The 17,145-nt window shown below is 71.5% G+C and carries 10 protein-coding genes; 4 read left to right on the forward strand and 6 right to left on the reverse strand.

Features of this window, described 5'->3' with window-relative positions; translation table 11 throughout:
- Positions 1 to 195: 195 nt before the first annotated feature.
- Positions 196 to 1,014 carry an inositol monophosphatase family protein gene (locus tag ACIQMX_RS32195; RefSeq protein ID WP_402483408.1) on the reverse strand — a complete coding sequence of 273 codons (819 nt, stop codon included), beginning with the start codon at positions 1,012 to 1,014 and terminating at the stop codon, positions 196 to 198.
- Between the two features lie 38 nt (positions 1,015 to 1,052).
- On the reverse strand, positions 1,053 to 2,180 hold the full coding sequence (locus ACIQMX_RS32200; RefSeq protein WP_363078959.1) for a ferrochelatase: 1,128 nt from the start codon (positions 2,178 to 2,180) through the stop codon (positions 1,053 to 1,055).
- 273 nt (positions 2,181 to 2,453) lie between these two features.
- On the opposite strand from ACIQMX_RS32200, the gene ACIQMX_RS32205 reads away from it, so the two are divergent.
- Positions 2,454 to 3,701 (forward strand): MFS transporter, encoded by a 1,248-nt coding sequence (locus tag ACIQMX_RS32205; protein WP_402483411.1) that lies wholly within the window; start codon positions 2,454 to 2,456, stop codon positions 3,699 to 3,701.
- Positions 3,658 to 4,980, forward strand: coding sequence for a D-arabinono-1,4-lactone oxidase (locus tag ACIQMX_RS32210; protein ID WP_402483414.1), 1,323 nt, complete (start codon positions 3,658 to 3,660; stop codon positions 4,978 to 4,980). The genes ACIQMX_RS32205 and ACIQMX_RS32210 overlap by 44 nt, the downstream gene beginning before the upstream one ends.
- 285 nt (positions 4,981 to 5,265) lie before the next feature.
- Here the strand turns inward: ACIQMX_RS32210 and ACIQMX_RS32215 are convergent, their stop codons facing one another.
- Positions 5,266 to 6,441, reverse strand: coding sequence for a hypothetical protein (locus ACIQMX_RS32215; protein ID WP_402483417.1), 1,176 nt, complete (start codon positions 6,439 to 6,441; stop codon positions 5,266 to 5,268).
- Between the two features lie 497 nt (positions 6,442 to 6,938).
- Between ACIQMX_RS32215 and sepH the strand changes: the two genes are divergently transcribed.
- Entirely contained in the window at positions 6,939 to 8,012 is a 1,074-nt protein-coding gene (gene sepH, locus ACIQMX_RS32220) for a septation protein SepH (protein WP_363075017.1), read from the forward strand.
- Positions 8,013 to 8,120: 108 nt separating this feature from the next.
- On the opposite strand, the gene ACIQMX_RS32225 is transcribed toward sepH, so the two are convergent.
- Positions 8,121 to 8,954 carry a sulfurtransferase gene (locus tag ACIQMX_RS32225; protein WP_363075019.1) on the reverse strand — a complete coding sequence of 278 codons (834 nt, stop codon included), beginning with the start codon at positions 8,952 to 8,954 and terminating at the stop codon, positions 8,121 to 8,123.
- Positions 8,955 to 9,187: 233 nt separating this feature from the next.
- On the opposite strand from ACIQMX_RS32225, the gene ACIQMX_RS32230 reads away from it, so the two are divergent.
- Entirely contained in the window at positions 9,188 to 9,964 is a 777-nt protein-coding gene (locus tag ACIQMX_RS32230; protein WP_363075021.1) for a VOC family protein, read from the forward strand.
- A gap of 77 nt (positions 9,965 to 10,041) precedes the next feature.
- On the opposite strand, the gene ACIQMX_RS32235 is transcribed toward ACIQMX_RS32230, so the two are convergent.
- Positions 10,042 to 10,446, reverse strand: a complete 405-nt coding sequence (locus ACIQMX_RS32235) for a hypothetical protein (RefSeq protein ID WP_402483422.1) — start codon at positions 10,444 to 10,446, stop codon at positions 10,042 to 10,044.
- A 133-nt stretch (positions 10,447 to 10,579) separates the two neighbouring features.
- On the reverse strand, positions 10,580 to 17,014 hold the full coding sequence (locus ACIQMX_RS32240) for an RHS repeat-associated core domain-containing protein (RefSeq protein WP_402483424.1): 6,435 nt from the start codon (positions 17,012 to 17,014) through the stop codon (positions 10,580 to 10,582).
- Positions 17,015 to 17,145: the final 131 nt, after the last annotated feature.

The following is a 17,145-nucleotide window of genomic DNA, read 5'->3' on the forward strand; positions in this document are numbered from 1 at the left end:
GGGACGTCTCGGTGGGGCCGCGGCCCGACCCCCCCCGCCGCCGGCCCGCCCCGGGTGTACACAGCCCCGCACAAGGGGTGGGCGCGTACATGAGAAGGCCCCGCGGATGCGCATGCGCATCCGCGGGGCCTTCTCGGTTCCGGTGACGTCCACGGCCCGCTCAGCAGCCCTCGCGGGGCCGTGGACAGCCGGTTCTCAGTCGTGCCAGGCGCCCAGCTCCTCCAGCAGCGTCTGCAGGGGTTCGAAGACCCCGGGCGCAGCGGCCACCGTCAGGCCGCCGTCGGCGGGCAGTCCCGGGCGCCCTCCGGTCAGCGCGCCCGCCTCCCGGGCGATGAGGTCGCCGGCCGCGAGGTCCCACGGGTGGAGGCCGCGCTCGTAGTAGCCGTCGAGGCGTCCGGCGGCGACGTCGCAGAGGTCGATCGCCGCGGAACCGCCGCGCCGGATGTCGCGCAGCCGCGGGATCAGGACGCGTGCCACGTCCGCCTGGTGCGCGCGGACGCCGGCGACGTAGTTGAAGCCGGTCGACACGAGCGCCTGGTCGAGCGGCGGGGCCGGACGGCAGCGCAGCCGGGCGCCTTCCCCGTACGCCCCGCCCTTTGCGTACGCACCGCCGCCGAGGACCGCGTGGTACGTCTCCCCGCGCATCGGGACCTCCACGACGCCCACGATCCGTTCGCCGTCGCGTTCCGCGGCGACGGAGACGGCCCACGTGGGCAGGCCGTAGAGGTAGTTCACGGTGCCGTCGAGCGGGTCGATCACCCAGCGGACGCAGCTGCTGCCCTCGGAGCTGGCGCCTTCCTCGCCGAGGAAGCCGTCGTGCGGGCGGCGCTCGGACAGGAAGCCGGTGATCAGCTTCTCGGCGGCGATGTCCATCTCGGTGACGACGTCCACCGGGCTGGACTTGGTCGCGGCCACCCCCAGGTCGGCGGGGCGGCCGTCGCGCAGCAGCGCTCCGGCGCGGCGGGCGACGTCCAGGGCGAGGTCGAGCAGTTCGGGCAGCAGGGGGTCGGTCACGGCGCTCCCAGAGGGTGAGGGGTACGGATCGGATCGCTCTACGCGTACGGGCTGTCGGCGCCCGCGGCGGCCGGCTTGAGCGCCCGGGCCGGGCAGCAGCCGACCGGGCAGAGGTCGTGGCTCGCCCCGAGGCTCCCGAGCGCGCACCGCTCCCGGTCCAGGCCCTTCTCGGTGGCGGCGCGCTCCAGCACCAGGTCGCGCACGGCGGCGGCGAACCGCGGATCGGCACCGACCGTCGCGGACCGGCGCACCGTGAGCCCGAGCTCGGCCGCCTTCGCGGTGGCCTCGGTGTCGAGGTCGTAGAGGACCTCCATGTGGTCCGAGACGAAGCCGATGGGAGCCATGACCACGGCGGGGACTCCGTCACCGTGCAGCGACTCCAGGTGGTCGCAGATGTCGGGCTCCAGCCACGGGATGTGCGGGGCGCCGCTGCGCGACTGGTAGACGAGCTGCCAGGGGTACGCGACGCCGGTCCGCTCGGCCACGGCCGCCACGATCAGCCGCGCCACGTCCAAGTGCTCGGCGACGTACGCTCCGCCCTCGCCGTGCGCCTCCACCGGGCCCGAGGTGTCCGCGGCCGAGGTGGGGATGGAGTGCGTGGTGAAGGCGAGATGTGCGCCCGCCCGCTGCTCCGGCGACAGCTCGGCCAGCGAGGCGAGGACGCCTTCCACCATCGGCTCCACGAAGCCGGGGTGGTTGAAGTAGTGCCGCAGCTTGTCGACGCGCGGCACCGGCAGGCCCTCGGCCTCCAGGGCGGCCAGGGACTCGGCGAGGTTCTCGCGGTACTGCCGGCAGCCGGAGTACGAGGCGTAGGCACTCGTCGCGAGGACGGCGATGCGGCGGTGTCCCGCGCCGGCCATCTCGCGCAGGGTGTCGGTGAGGTAGGGCGCCCAGTTGCGGTTGCCCCAGTACACCGGCAGATCCAGTCCGTGCTCCGCGAAGTCCTTGCGCAGCGCGTCGAGCAGCGCCCGGTTCTGGGCGTTGATCGGGCTGACGCCGCCGAAGAGGAAGTAGTGCTTGCCGACTTCCTTCAGCCGCTCCTCGGGGATCCCCCGGCCGCGGGTCACGTTCGCCAGGAACGGAACCACGTCGTCCGGGCCTTCGGGGCCTCCGAAGGAGAGCAGCAGCAGGGCGTCGTAGGGAGCGGGATCGCGCAGATCGGACATGACACCGATCCTGCCACCCGCCCGCGGCCCGGTTCCCACCGACATCCGCCCCGGGGCCACGGCTCGCCGTTCCACCACATCCCCCGGGGCCACGGCTCGCGTTCCACCGGCATCCGCCCCACGGCCACGGCTCGCACGCACAGGCCGTCCGGCACCGTCCGCCGGGACGGGCCGCCGGGAATCCCGCTGTGGGGCACACCGGCGCGCCGGTAAGCTGTATCGGCCACATTCACCCCTGACACCGCGTGTGATCACGCCGTAGCGGAGCCCCTCTTGCCCAGTCCCTACCGCGCGATCTTCGCCGCCCCCGGCGCCAAGGGGTTCTCCTCGGCCGGCTTCCTCGGCCGGATGCCGCTGTCCATGATGGGCATCGGCGTGGTGACGATGATCTCCCAGCTCACCGGCCGGTACGGGCTGGCGGGCGCGCTCTCCGCGACGCTGGCGATGTCGGCCGCTGTGGTCGGTCCGCAGGTGTCCAGGCTGGTGGACAGGCACGGGCAGCGCCGGGTGCTGCGTCCCGTGACGCTCGTCGCGCTGGCCGCGGTGGCCGGGCTGCTGGTCTGCGCGCAGCAGCGGCTGCCCGACTGGACCCTGTTCGTCTTCGCCGCGGGTGCGGGCTGCGTGCCCAGTGTCGGGTCGATGGTCCGGGCGCGCTGGGCGGAGATCTACCGCAGCTCGCCGCGGCAGCTGCACACCGCGTACGCGTGGGAGTCGATCGTCGACGAGGTCTGCTTCATCTTCGGTCCGATCATCTCCATCGGGCTCTCCACCGCCTGGTTCCCGGAGGCGGGCCCGCTGGTCGCCGCCGGGTTCCTGCTCGTCGGAGTCTTCTGGCTGACCGCCCAGCGCGGCACGGAACCGGTGCCGCATCCGCATGCCCGGCACACCACCGGCTCCGCGCTGGGCTCGCGCGGGCTCCAGGTACTCGTGGTCACCTTCGTGGCGACCGGGACGATCTTCGGGGCGATCGACGTGGTGACGGTGGCGTTCGCCGAGGAGCGGGGCCACAAGGCGGCGGCCAGCCTGGTGCTGGCGGTGTACGCGCTGGGGTCCTGTCTGGCCGGGGCCGTGTTCGGCCTGCTGCACCTCAAGGGCAGGTCATCCACCCGGTGGCTGGTGGGAGTGTGTGCGATGGCCGTGAGTATGATCCCCCTCCAACTGGCCGGGAGCCTGCCGTTCCTGGCCGTGGCGCTCTTTGTCGCGGGTCTCTCCGTCGCACCGACGATGGTCACGACCATGGCCCTCGTCGAACAGCACGTACCGCGCACCAGACTGACCGAGGGCATGACCTGGACCAGCACCGGGCTCGCCGTAGGCGTGGCGCTCGGCTCCTCGGCCGCCGGCTGGGTGGTCGACGCGTCCGGGGCGAAGGCGGGGTACGCGGTGCCCGCTGTGGCGGGAGCGCTCGCGGCCGCGGTGGCGTTCCTGGGGTACCGCCGGCTCACAGGGCCGGTTCCTACGGAAGGGCGCGGGGAAGATGACCGACACCTACGCACGGACGACGACGAGCGCGTGGCGTAACTGGGCGGGGAACGTCACCGCCCGCCCGGCAAGGGCCGTGTCCCCCGCCTCCGTGGACGAACTCGCCGAGGCGCTGCGCCGGGCGTCCGAGGACGGCCTGAAGGTGAAGCCGGTCGGCACCGGCCATTCGTTCACCGCGACCGCCGCCACCGACGGGCTGCTGATCAGGCCCGATCTGCTCACCGGCATCCGCGACATCGACCGCGCGGCGATGACGGTGACCGTCGAGGCCGGCACCCCGCTCAAGCGGCTCAACCTCGCGCTGGCCCGAGAGGGGCTCTCGCTCACCAACATGGGCGACATCATGGAGCAGACGGTCGCCGGGGCCACCTCGACCGGCACCCACGGCACCGGCCGCGACTCGGCTTCCATATCCGCCCAGATCCGTGCCCTGGAGCTGGTCACCGCGGACGGCACGGTGCTGACCTGCTCGGAGACGGAGAACCCGGAGATCTTCGCCGTCGCCCGGATCGGGCTCGGCGCGCTGGGCGTCATCACGGCCATCACCTTCGCCGTGGAGCCGGTGTTCCTGCTGACGGCACGTGAGGAGCCGATGGCCTTCGACAAGGTCACGGCCGACTTCGACCAGATGGTGGCCGAGAACGAGCACTTCGAGTTCTACTGGTTCCCGCACACGGGCAACTGCAACACCAAGCGCAACAACCGCAGCGCGGGCCCCGCCGCCCCTCCCGGCAAGGTCAGCGGCTGGATCGAGGACGAGCTCCTCTCCAACGGCGTCTTCCAGGTGGCCTGCTCGCTCGGCCGTGCGGTCCCCGCCACGATCCCCTCGATCGCCAAGCTCTCCAGCCGGGCCCTGTCGGCGCGTACGTACACCGACATCCCCTACAAGGTCTTCACCAGCCCGCGCCGGGTGCGGTTCGTGGAGATGGAGTACGCCCTGCCGCGCGAGGCCGCCGTGGGTGCGCTGCGCGAGGTCAAGGCGATGGTCGACCGTTCCCCGCTGCGGATCAGCTTCCCGGTGGAGGTGCGCACCGCGCCCGCGGACGACATCGCGCTCTCCACGGCTTCGGGCCGCGAGAGCGCGTACGTCGCCGTCCATCTGTACCGGGGCACGCCCTACCAGGCGTACTTCACGGCGGTCGAGCGGATCATGACGGCGCACGGCGGCCGTCCGCACTGGGGCAAGGTCAACACCCGTGACGCCGAGTACCTGTCCGGGGTGTATCCGCGCTTCGGCGAGTTCACCGCCGTACGGGACCGGCTGGACCCGGACCGGCTCTTCGCCAACGACTACCTGCGCCGGGTCCTGGGCGACTGACCGGTCCCGTCCTGGGGCCTGGGCGACTGACCCGGTTCCGTCCCGGGACGCCGGGGGGGGCCCCCCCCCCCCGGGGGGGGGGCCCCCCCGGGGGCGGGGGGGGGGGGGGCCGGGGGGCCCCCCCCGCCCGCGGGGGGGGGGGGCGCCGGGGGGGGGGCCGCCGCGGCGCGCGGCCCGGGGCGCCCCCCCGCCCCCCCCCCGGCCCCCCCCCCGGGGGCGGGGCCCCCCCCCCCCCGGGGGGGGGGGGCCCCCCCCGGCGTCCGAGGGGCTGAGCTGCCCGGTTCCTCACTCGCTCCCGGTGTCCGTGCCGGCGGGCGCGTCGCCCTCCTGCGCCGGAGCGCTGCCCGTACCGGTCGGAGCGGGTGTGGAGCCGCTGCCGTCCCCGGTGGTCGGGCTGGGGGCGGGCGCCGGAGCCGTGGCGTCGCCGGTGGACTGCGACGGCGTGGGCGTGGGCGTCGGGTCGGCCGTGGAGGCGCCGTCCCGGTCCTGGTCCGGGTTCGCGCTCCGGCCTTCCTGCGGACCGGTGCCGGGCGCCGTGCCGTCGTCCTCGCCGGGCGTCGTGGCGTGCTGCTCCGGGTCGGCGCTCGTGGACGGTGCCGGGTCGGACGGACCCGAGCCCCGCTCGCCGCGCACGACGGAGCCGACCGTGGTTCCGTTGCCGCCGCTCAGGTCGTTGCCGGAGGCCAGCTCGAACGTGGTGATCCCGATCATCGACACGGCGAACACCACGGCCGCTCCGAGGACCGAGCGCTTCCAGCCGCGGATCCGGGTGCCGTGCGTGGTCGCGCGGGTGAACTCGTCGTCGGGCGCCGGAGCCGCGGCGAGTTGCCGGGTTCCGGCCGCCGCCTCGACGAGCCGCGTACGGTCCGGGTCGGCGGTCGCCCCGCGCAGCACGGTCGTGGCGTCCACCTGACGCAGGACGGTGGTGGCATCGGCGTCCTTCGCGGCACCGCGCCCGGGCATGTCCGCGGGGTCCACCTGCCGGAGCACGGTGGTGGCGTCGGCGTCCTTCGCAGCGCCGCGCCCGAGCATGTCCGCGGGGTCCACCTGCCGGAGCACGGTCGTGGCGTCCAGGGGGCGCAGCACCGCGGTGGCGTCGGCGGATCCGGCGGCCTCGCGCAGGGCGACCCGCGTACCGGAGGTCTCCCACCGCGCGTCCGGGTCCCCGCCGTCACGCGTCTGGCGCGTGTGGACCGTCACCTCGCGGCCCGGGTGCTTCACCTGGACCGTGACCTCGCGGATCTGCTCACCCGTGCGGCGGAAGAAGTGCTGGAAGACCGAGCCGCCGCAGGTGGCCACGATGCTCATCACTCCGGCGCCGAGAATCGTCCCGTACACGCCCAGTTGGGAGGCCGCCACCGCCGCCGCGACCGCTGCCACCGCGCTGCCCGCCACCTGGGGCAGGCTCAGATCTATCCGCCTTTCTCTGGGTTCTGTGTCACTTTCCGGCTTCTGCACCATTTCCAGCCCTTGGTTGACATCTCTCCCACCATGCAACAACAAGGGACATTTGAGCGAAGCGGATAGTTCCGCTTAAGTTGATTCTGTGAAGGAGGACACGCATTGCGGGCATCCCGCCGCCAACGGGGTACCTCAACTGCCGTGCCTCACGAGAACTTCGGCGGCGCGGCGGTCCACCCCGATGGCCCGAATGGAGTACTGTGGCGAGCCCTGGGGCCGGACTCCCGCGTGGAAGTCCGGAACCTTCGGGAGGGGGCCGAAGGAGGCACTCGATCCGGCGGCGCCGCGGCATCGCACGGAGGCCGGCTACGCGGAGTGACCATCGGTCACTTTGTGTTGCGCAAGAGGTCACCGTGTCATACCGGCGATCAAGGGCTCACGCCCGACACGCCGGGCAACACGGCAATGTTGTGGCAGGCTGCACCCGGGCAGGCCACACTCGACTAGCGGAAGCAGCGACGCACGTGACGTCGGCAGGCACCACCCGGGAGGTCCCCATGCCCGAACTGCGTGTCGTGGCCGTCTCCAACGACGGCACACGACTGGTGCTCAAGGCTGCGGACAGCACGGAGTACACGCTTCCGATCGACGAGCGGCTGCGAGCCGCCGTGCGCAACGACCGCGCGCGGCTCGGCCAGATCGAGATCGAGGTGGAGAGCCACCTCCGCCCCCGCGACATCCAGGCCCGGATACGAGCCGGTGCCTCCGCGGAGGAGGTCGCTCAGTTCGCCGGGATTCCGGTCGACCGTGTCCGCCGCTTCGAGGGCCCCGTGCTCGCGGAGCGCGCCTTCATGGCCGAGCGGGCCCGGAAGACTCCCGTGCGCCGTCCCGGCGAGAACACCGGCACCGGCCCTCAACTCGGCGAGGCGGTGCAGGAACGCCTTCTGCTGCGCGGCGCCGACAAGGAAACCGTCCAGTGGGACTCGTGGCGCCGCGACGACGGCACCTGGGAGGTCCTCCTGGTCTACCGGGTCGCCGGCGAGCCGCACTCGGCGAGCTGGACCTACGACCCGCCGCGCCGGCTGGTGCAGGCCGTCGACGACGAGGCACGCTCGCTGATCGGCGAGACCGACGACGTCGCCGCGCCCGAGCCCAGCTTCCCGTTCGTTCCCCGGATCGCCCGGCTGCCGCGCGACCGGCCGCTGGACCGCGCGCTGGACCGCCAGATGGAACGCCCGGTGCCGCCTCCGCCCCCGGAGCCGGAGGAGCGCATCGGCGGGGTCACCGCGAGCGAGCGGGATTCGCTGACCAGCCTGCTGGAGGCGGTTCCGAGCTTCCGCGGCGACATGGTCGTACCGGAACGGCCCGCACCGCCCGAGCCCCCGGCGCTCGAACCCGCCCCCCACGAGCCGGAGGCGGAGGAGCCGCCGGCCCCCGCGGCCTCGGCGGCGGGCGCGGGTTCCGCGTACGCGGACGTCCTGATGCCGCGCGCCGTCGCGGGGCACCGCGACCGGCTCACAGGTACGACGGACCGGCAGGCGGAGGCGGACGGGGTCCGGCCCGGCCGGCGGGCCGCGGTGCCGAGCTGGGACGAGATCGTCTTCGGCACCCGCCGCAAGAAGCAGGACTGAGAGAGTCCGGGTGACAGCAGCATGACGAGGGCCCGTACGCAGCCGCGTACGGGCCCTCGTGCGCGGTCCGGGCGGGTCCGGACGCTTCCGGACCGCCGGACGACTCCCCTACTGCGGGTCGGGGCCCGTGGCGACCGGACGGGACTCGTCACGCGTCCAGTGCGACCAGGAGCCCGCGTAGAGGGCGGCATCCGCGAATCCGGCGAGCTCAAGCGCCAGGACCTGGTGGGCACCGGAGACCCCCGAACCGCAGTAGACGCCGACCTCCCCGGCGTCCTCGGTGGCACCCAGCCCGAAGAACCGCGAGGCCAGCTGCTCGGCGGGCAGGAAACGTCCGTCCGCTCCGACGTTCTCCACCGTCGGGGCCGACACCGCACCCGGGACATGCCCGCCCACGCGGTCCAGCGGCTCCACATCGCCCCGGTACCGTTCGGCCGCCCGCGCGTCGAACAGCAGGCCCGAGCGGGCCAGAGCGGCCGCGCCGTCCGCGTCCAGCAGAGGCAGTGCGCCGGGCACAGGGACGAAGTCCCCCTCCTCGGGGCTCGGGATCTCCTTCGACAGCTCACCGGTCCACGCGGCGAGACCGCCGTCCAGCACCCGGACATCCCGGTGCCCCGTCCAGCGCAACAGCCACCAGGCACGGGCCGCCGCCCAGCCCAGGCCACCGTCGTACACGACCACCGAGCTGTCCCGGCTCACTCCGGCACGGCGCATGACCGCACCGAATTCCACGGGATCGGGCAGGGGGTGGCGTCCGCCGTCGCCCGCCGGCCCGGAGAGTTCCGCCTCCAGATCGACGAAGACCGCACCGGGAAGGTGCCCGGCCTCGTAATCGGGCCGGCCGTGGGGGCCGCCCAGCTGCCAACGTACGTCCAGGAGCACCGGCGGACGCGGCCCCGCCGACTCGCTCGCACATTCGGATGCGGTGATGATGGGCTTCATATGTGCCATCTTCGCGCAGAGGTCGGCACACCCGTAACAGCGCCGAAATGCATGTATCACCACAAACCGGACAGCCTCGGTCGAGTTCACGAAAAGTGCGGCGCGGCCGGGGCGCATCACGCGCCGGGTGGTGCAAGCATCTGCACGGGGCGTACACATCCCGTACCGCACAACGGCGCGCCGGCCCCGTTCCCCCTGTACGGCCACCACGATGGTCGGAGGAGAGTGTGACGATGACCGAGGCTGCCGCTCGGCGAGTGCCCGGAACACCTTGCTGGGTGAGCCTGATCGTGCACGGCCTGCACACGACGCAGAACTTCTACGCCGAGCTGTTCGGCTGGGAGTTCGGGCCGGGACCCGAGCAGCTCGGCCCGTACGTCCGGGCACTGATCGACGGGAAGGAGGTCGCGGGCATCGGACAGCTGCCGCCGGACCGGCACCTGCCGATCGCCTGGACGACCTATCTGGCCACCGACGACGCCGATCTCACGGCGGAGGCGATCCGTGCCTGCGGCGGCACGGTCGGTGTCGGGCCGCTCGACGCCGGGGAGGCGGGCCGGATGGCCATCGCCTCCGACCCGGTCGGCGCGGTGTTCGGGATCTGGCAGGCGGCCGCGCACCTCGGCACCACGCTGGCCGGTGACCCGGGCACTCCGGTCTGGAACGAGCTCGTGACCCGGGAGACGTCGACGGTCGCCAAGTTCTACCAGGCGGTCTTCGGCTACGAGACCGAGGCGGTGGTCTCGGCCGACTTCGACTACCAGACCCTCCACCTGGACGGCCGCCCGGTGGCCTCGCTGCACGGGGTCGGCAACGCCCTGCCACGCGACCGGGGACCGCACTGGATGACGTACTTCGAGGTCGACGACACGGACGAGGCCGCACAGCGCGTGGTGGAGCTCGGCGGCCACATCCTGCAACCGCCCAGGGAGGGCTCGGGCGGCAGGGTCGCCACGGTCGCGGACCCGGAGGGCGCGGCGTTCACGATCGTGCGGTCGACAGGGCGCTAAGGCGCATACCGCCGCGGACGCGGCAGGGGCCCGGCACCCCCTCGTGGGTGGTGCCGGGCCCCTGCCGCGTCCTCACTTCAGCGCGTGTAGGTGCAGTCGTTCCCGTCATCCGGGTCGCCGACCCACTGGTGGAGCTTGAAACCGTCCCCGTCCTTCCCGAAGGACAGGGAGTAGAACTCCTTCTCCCCCTCCAGTTCCAGCTCCGGCTCGGTCCGACCGGCCGAGTCGAGCAGGGTCCAGCCCCCCTTGCCGGATATCAGGCGCGGCCTGCCACCGGCCTCGTCCTCCGTGGGGAAGTCACGGAACTCGTACGTGCCTGCGGCGGCGAGATCGATCGTCGCGCCGCAGGTGCCCTTCCAGTGTCCGGGCATGTCGCCCTCCGCCACCTGCGGCGCCTCTTCGCGGGCCGCCAGGGAGCAGGCGGTGCCCAGGGTGAGGGCCGCGACACAGAGGGCACGGGCGGCGGTACGGCCGAACAGCACGGGTCGGTTCCTGTCGCTGAAGGTACGGGTGACGGTTCCGGACGGGCATCCAACCCGTCCGGCACTGGGCGGTCCCCCCGCCTTGAGCGAGCGTGCCAGGCGTCGCCGGGCAGGGGGAATTTCCAGGAACGCCCTAGTTCCAGAACGGCCCGCTCATGTGGGAGTCCACGTACTCCCACTGATCCTGCTGCGGCTTGGGCAGGGTGGAGACGTTGGCCTGGATGAAGCGGGACCCCGAGGAGGACGAGGGAGGACTATAGCTGATCGTCTCCGTCCAGGTGATGGTCTGACTGTGCTTCGACATGACCCCTTCCTTGAAGTACACCTCGTTCAGGGGGTTAGCGATGTTCTTCTCCCACCAGTCGCCGTAGCCGCCCAGAGCCGGCGACGTGTGCACGGCGGAGTTGATGGTGCTGTCGTTCATGACCTTGAAGCTGACCACGGCCGTGCCGTCGTTCTTGTCCACGGAAACGATCTTGTAGTCGAGCTTGTACGAGCCGAGGAACGCGGCGGACTGATTCTGGGTGAAGTCCTTGAAGATCTTGTTCAGGCTGTCCGACCCACCGAGACCGTGCGGCGAGTGGTGCGTCTTGTTGCCCGCGCCGACCTTCCCGCTGCGGAGGTCCGCCGCGATGTCCTGACGGGTCTCCTTGACGTGGTAGTGGTCCTTCAGCGTCTGGGTGAACCGTGAGTTCCCGTCCAGATCGCGGTGGGTGGGGCCGGTGTTCGTCGCCCACTCCCAGCCGATCCCGATGGCGGTCGGGTCATCGCCCGTGCCCGTGATGGCGGTGATCCCAGGAAGGTGGCGCACGACCGGGTCGGCCACCTTGAGCGAGGTGCCCACCATGTGGCCGCCGACGTTCACCGACGCCACGAAGGTAGTGGCGAAGACGGTCTTGGCGCCCCCTGTCACCGTGTCGACCACGTCACCGAAGGAGAAGAGCCCACTCGGGTCGGAGAAGTTGACGGGGTTGTTCCGCGAGTAGCTGTAGACGTTCAGCGTCTGGGGCGACTCCGGCCCGGTGACCGGGTCGACGCTGAGGAACCGGCCGAGCGCCGGGTCGTACAGCCGCGGGCCGAGGAGCGAGAGTCCGGTCGACTCGTCCTCCGACTTCCCGAGGAAACCGCGGTCGGTTCCCGCGGGCAGGGCCGTACCGGTGCGCTCCTGGCCGAAGGCCGTGTAGCGGCGGCGCGTGACCTCACCGGCCTGTGAGACGGCGAGCTGGGTGGACGCCTGACCGTCGCCGAGCACCCAGGTCAGCGTGCCGTCGTCGGCACGCATCGCCACGGTCGTGCCCGCGGCTGCGTAGTACCGGGTGGCCTTCGCCGCGCCGGTCCCGGTCGTGCGGAGCTCGTGGCCCTCCACGTACAGGACCGTGTCCGCGCCGGAGGTACGCAGCAACGGGTTGCCGTCCGGGTCGTAGACATACGTGCTGACGTGGTCGCCACCGGCCCGGTGCTGGGTGATCCGCTGGATGCGACCCTGCTTGTTCCAGGCGAGGTCCGAGGCGACACCACTCACGGTGCGGCTCGTCATCCGGCCCGCGTCGTCGTAACCGAAGGAGTCGTCTCCGGCCTTGCCGACCGCGTGCGGCCGGGGCTGGCCGGCGGTGTACGCGCTCTCGTCGGCGTTGTAGCCGGGGTAGGTGTAGTCCTTCGTGGTGGAGCCGGCCGCCGTCGTGTCCGTGACGGACTGGATGTTGCCGATCTCGTCGTAGGTGTACCGGGTGTCGTACGGGTCCAGGGCACTGCTGAGGTCGGCCGCGGCCGCCCCGGCGCAGCCGGTGGCGTCCGCCGTGGTCCAGCCCCGGCTGACCCGGTTGAGCTCGTCGTACGTGAAGCACTCGCTCTGGCCCGTGAGGGCGTCCGAGATGCCGTTGATCTGTCCGGCGAAGTCCCGTGTGTAGGTGTCGTCCTGAGCGGTCTTCGTGGTGCCGCCCCTGGTCGTCGACGTCTCGATGCGCTTCAGGGAGCCCAGACCGGTGGAGTCGTCGAACGTGTAGGCGCGGTTGACGGCTGCGTCCGTGGCCGTGCTCGTGCCGTAGGCACGCGAGTTGAGCCTGCCGAGGTTGTCGAAGCCGATGGCCGACTGGTAGGTGGCCAGGGGGCTGGACAGCTTGGTGGGGTTGCCCTGCGCGCTGTAGGCCGTCGTGACCGTCTCGGCGGGCAGGGAGCCCGTCGCCGGATAGGTCACGCTGGTCATGTGATCAGCGGCGTCGTAGCCGTAGGCCACGCCATAGGTGCCCGCGAGCCCGGAGACGGTGGACGGCACGCTGGTCGACTTGCCCGTCGCACGGCCGCGGTCGTCGTAGCCGGTGACGCTCTGGGTGAAGGCGGCACCGTCCGAGTAGGTGGTGGCGGTGGCGAGCTGTCCCAGGCCGCCGGGGGCGGAGTCGTAGGTGCGCAGGGACAGTGTGGTGGCGCCGTCCTTGACCGTGGTGGGCCGGTTGAGCCCGTCGTACGCGTACGTCAGCGTGGCGTTCGCGCCGTCGGTCGTGGTCGCGATCTGGCCGTTGGCGTCGTAGGTGTTGCGGGAGGGGCCCGCGTCCGGGTCGACGGCCGTCAGCCGGTCGCCCTGCCAGTTGTAGGTGTAGCCGGTGGTGTTGCCCTTGGCGTCCGTCACCTTGGTGAGCTGGCCGCTGCGGTTGAAGACGTACGACGTGGTGGCTGGTCCGGTCGGCCCGTACTCGACGACCTTCGTCGTCTGGCCGAAGACATCGGTGTAGGTGTCCCGGCGCTCACCCGCGGCCGGGATCACGGTGCTGCGGTCGGCGAAGAAGTGGGTGCGGGTGTTGCTCTGTGCCTGCTCCACTCCCTTGACCAGGATCTGGGTCTCGATCGTGCGGCCCGCCCAGTCGATGATCGGGTCGGTGTACGAGGGGAGGTCGGCGGTGGTGGGGAGGACCATGCCGGAGCCCGCGGCGGAGGAGTTGTAGAACCCCGCCGAGGTGCCCGTGACGTTGCCCGAGGTGTCGTAGCGGGTGGAGACCACGGTCCGGCCGGTGCCGCTCGGCGCCGGGGTCTGTGTCTCGCGCACCCGGCCCAGTCCGTCGGAGTAGGCGTACGAGGACGTGTAGGTGGAGCCCGACTGCAGGGTACTGCTGGTCACCTTGGACGGTCCGCTGACGAGGTCGGGGACACCGTCGGCGTTCGTCGTGGTCGGGACCGAGTAACTGAACTTGGCCGACGGGTTCCCGTCGGGGTACGCCGCGACCTCGGTGGGCCTCCAGACGGTGCTCGTCCGTCCGATGGAGTCCTGGACGATGCGAGTGGTCCTGCCGTTGGCGTCGAGGACCCGGTAGGGCACGCCCCACAGGCGCGAGGACCAGGTGGTCGTCGACATCGCCTTGCCGGGACCGGTGCCGTCCGGGTCGGGTCCGGTGACCTTGACTCCGTTGACCGGCCAGGACGTGGCGGGCGAGTAGACCGTGGTGGTGCGGTTGCCCTTGCCGTCGATCTCCGCCGTCACACGTCCGGCGTCGTCGAACTCCTGCTTGGCGCTGCGGTAGCCCGTCGCGTCGGTGTAGGCACGGACCTCGGTGGGGTTGGCGTCCGTCAGGGCGGCGTCGTTGCCCGTGACACTGGTGGAGTTGTCGTACAGCGTGACGGTGTACCCGTCCTGGTTGGCCGCGGCGCGGTCCGCACAGTCGGCGGCGTAGTGCCGCTGTTCGTCCTGGATGATCATCCAGCGCTTGACGTCGGAGTCGGGGAAGTTCGCCGTGCTGTAGGCCCGCCCGTAGGTGGTGCAGCGGTTGTCGCCGACACCGGCGAGGCCCCAGTCATTGGTGCGCATGGGCAGCCCGTAGGTGGCGCTGACCGGGTCGGTGGCGTCGTACTCGTCCTTGACCGTGTGCTCCCGCCAGCCGGTGGAGGCCAGGTCGAACGTGGTGGTCTTGGAAGGGCGGACGAACCGGGCGTCGGGCAGGCCGTCGTAGGTGGCGGTCGTGTAGGCCCAGTACTCCGACAGCACCTTCTGGTGCTCGGTTCCGGCGCCGTCGCCGGTGCTCGTCTGCAGACTCTTCCCACCGAGCCAGGCCGAGTCGGTCCACTCGGTGCCGAAGCCGTCCTTGACCTTCACGCTACGGGTGGTGGATGAGTCGGTCTTGGTGGTGCGGTCGCCGTCCAGGCCCCGGTAGAGCCAGTGGTGCGTGGTGGTGGCGTTCTCCTTGGTTCCCTTGACCACCTCCACCTGCTGGTATCCGCGCCAGTCGGACCACGTCTCGTCCTCGTCCTTGACCAGTGGGTCGCCCGAGAAGCGCCAGCCGGCGCCCCCGATGTAGGAGTAGGTGGTCGTCATGGTGGGGTCGCCATCGGAGTCCGCCCCCTTTCCGACCCCCGGATCGACGGAGATCTTCGTGACCACGTACTTCTTGAACCAGCCGGTCTTCTCCGCCGAGGCCCCCTCGGGCACCCAGCGCTGCCAGAAGCAGTTCTGGGTGTTGGATCCCTGGCTGGGAAGGTCGGCGATGTCACACGCGTCGGGCTGGGAGTAGGTGACGCTGACGACCGAACCCAGGTCCCCGTACACCTTGGTGACGCGCCGGAAGTTGATCAGCGCGGATCCGACCTGGTTGTCCTTCCACTCACCGTTGAAGTTGATGACGGGCAGCCGCAGGTCGGTTCCGTCGCCGTAGCCCTTGCGCTGGATGTAGTCCAGCCACAGGGTCTTGCCCACGGTTCCGTCAGGGTTGGGCAGCCCGTACTTCATCTGGTACTGCATCGCCGGATCCCACGCAGCGGTGTCGCTGTCGCGGACCCAGGTCTTGACCTCCCACAGCATGTCCGTGGTGAAGAAGGTCGGGAAGTACGTCATGCCGGCGCAGTTGTCGTCCGCGGCGGTGCCGTCACACATCAGGTCGGTCGGGACGTCCGGGTAGGAGTCCGGGTTCGAGGAGATGCCGGGGCAGGCCGCGGGCTCCTTGCCCAGCGGGTCGGTCTCCTTCATCCGCTCCACACAGCGGCCGACGTGCTTGAGGTCGACCTTGGCCGGCAGCTGCGCGCCGGGGATCTGCGAGGCCCAGCCGTACTCGATGCGGGTGAGGTAGCCGCCGGCGTCGTAGGAGCGCGCCTTGTCCGCGTTGGCCACGGAGCGGTAGTGGTTGGTCTGCTTGTCGTAGAAGTAGGCGTTCTCCACCTCATTGGGGTCGACCACGCGGTCGAGACCCCAGCGCCAGGCCTGGGTGCAGGGCTCGGGGAAGGAGGCGTGGCACGGCTCGCCCACGTCGTTGCCGACCACGGGCATCGTGTAGACGGAGTTGGTAGCGGCGTCGTCGCGCTCGCTGCGGCCCCAGCCGAAGTAGTAGCGCATGCCGTTCTGGTCGGACACGACCCAGTACTCGTCGTCGCTGCCGTGTCCGCCGCTCAGGTGCTGCACGCGCCAGCCCGGGTCGTCCTGGACGTGGTACGCCCCGGTGCCCTGGTCGTCCTGGACCAGTTGGGAGGTGACCCCGTTGAGGCTGATCGTGTAGGCGGCGCCGTCGATCTCCTTGGCGCTGTTGGGCGAGTCCCAGCACACGTCACCGATGGTCGGCAGGCCGTCCTGCGAGCAGTTCTTGTACCGGCGCTCGATGAAGCCGACTTCGAGGTCCCAGCCCATGCCCGCCCACGAGGCCTGGTTGTTGGTGGCCGAGGTGCGTCCGTCCACGGACTGCGAGTTGTAGGACAGTGCCAGCTTCGGTGTGACCCCGGCGGGAGCGTTGGGGATCTGGAAGGGCACGTTGTAGGTGAAGGCTCCCGAGCCCACTGACACGTCCCAGGAACCGGAGGGGTTCAGGGCGGAGGCCCGGTAGTCGCCCTCGTCCGAGGACGAACCGCTCACCAGGGCGAACACGGTCGCGGCGGACTGTGCGGCCACCTGCCGGCGGGCGCCGAGCAGGCCGGCCACCGCGTCCGGGTCACCGGCCGGGTCGGCGTCGGCGAGCACCGTGGCGGACATCGTTCCCGCTTCGACGTCGTTGTCGGCCTCGACGTAGGTACGTCGGTCCGGCGAACAACCCGGTGCCTCGGGCGTGGTCAGCGCGCAGGCAGGCATGCTGACCAGCCGCAGCCGGGCGGCGAAGTCCCCACCGTGGGCGTACTTGAAGCCCGAGTAGTCGATGGCCAGACGGACGGGGCCGCGCTCCTTCTTGGCGTCCCTGCGCGTCAGTTGCACTCCGAGGCCCACGCCGCCCACCGGCTTGACCCGGGTGCGGTCGAGGACCTCGACGTCGACCGCGGAGGGTGTCGCGCCCGATCGGGCGGTCCTCTTCGCGACCCGCGCGGCCTCGGCGGCGGTCGGCGTGGCCACGGTGACGACGGCGGAATCGGCCGCCTTCGTACCGGCGTCCACCACCGCCCCCGACGGCGCGACAGCGCGAGCCTTCGAGGGAGTGGTACCGGTCAGATCGACCCGCGCCTCGGTTCCCCTGGGCCACACGACCTCGGGTGCGGCCGACATCGTCGGCTCCGCCTCCTGCCGCGGCACGGTGCCGGCACGGCCCGCGGGCACGTCGGACACCTTGCCGCCCGGGGTGGCCACATCGGTATCGACCGCAAATGCGGGAACCGTCAACAAACTGGACAACAACACACCTGACAACGCCACAAATGCAGCGCGTACGGCAGACGACACCGAGAATCCCCACCCCATGAAAGCCAGAATTGCAGCAGGGTCACGGAATTCCGGCCCGCCGAGCCACGAGCCCGCCCAAGGGGCCACGG

It is taken from the genome of Streptomyces sp. NPDC091416 (genome assembly GCF_044756845.1).
GTDB lineage: Bacteria > Actinomycetota > Actinomycetes > Streptomycetales > Streptomycetaceae > Streptomyces.

What these genes read in the sequence shown, in the direction of transcription:
- ACIQMX_RS32215 (WP_402483417.1), bottom strand. Translation starts at nt 6,441, where the DNA reads ATGGTGCAGAAGCCGGAAAGTGACACAGAACCCAGAGAAAGGCGGATA.
- ACIQMX_RS32230 (WP_363075021.1), top strand. Translation starts at nt 9,188, where the DNA reads ATGACCGAGGCTGCCGCTCGGCGAGTGCCCGGAACACCTTGCTGGGTG.
- ACIQMX_RS32210 (WP_402483414.1), top strand. Translation starts at nt 3,658, where the DNA reads ATGACCGACACCTACGCACGGACGACGACGAGCGCGTGGCGTAACTGG.
- ACIQMX_RS32200 (WP_363078959.1), bottom strand. Translation starts at nt 2,180, where the DNA reads ATGTCCGATCTGCGCGATCCCGCTCCCTACGACGCCCTGCTGCTGCTC.
- ACIQMX_RS32225 (WP_363075019.1), bottom strand. Translation starts at nt 8,954, where the DNA reads ATGAAGCCCATCATCACCGCATCCGAATGTGCGAGCGAGTCGGCGGGG.
- sepH (WP_363075017.1), top strand. Translation starts at nt 6,939, where the DNA reads ATGCCCGAACTGCGTGTCGTGGCCGTCTCCAACGACGGCACACGACTG.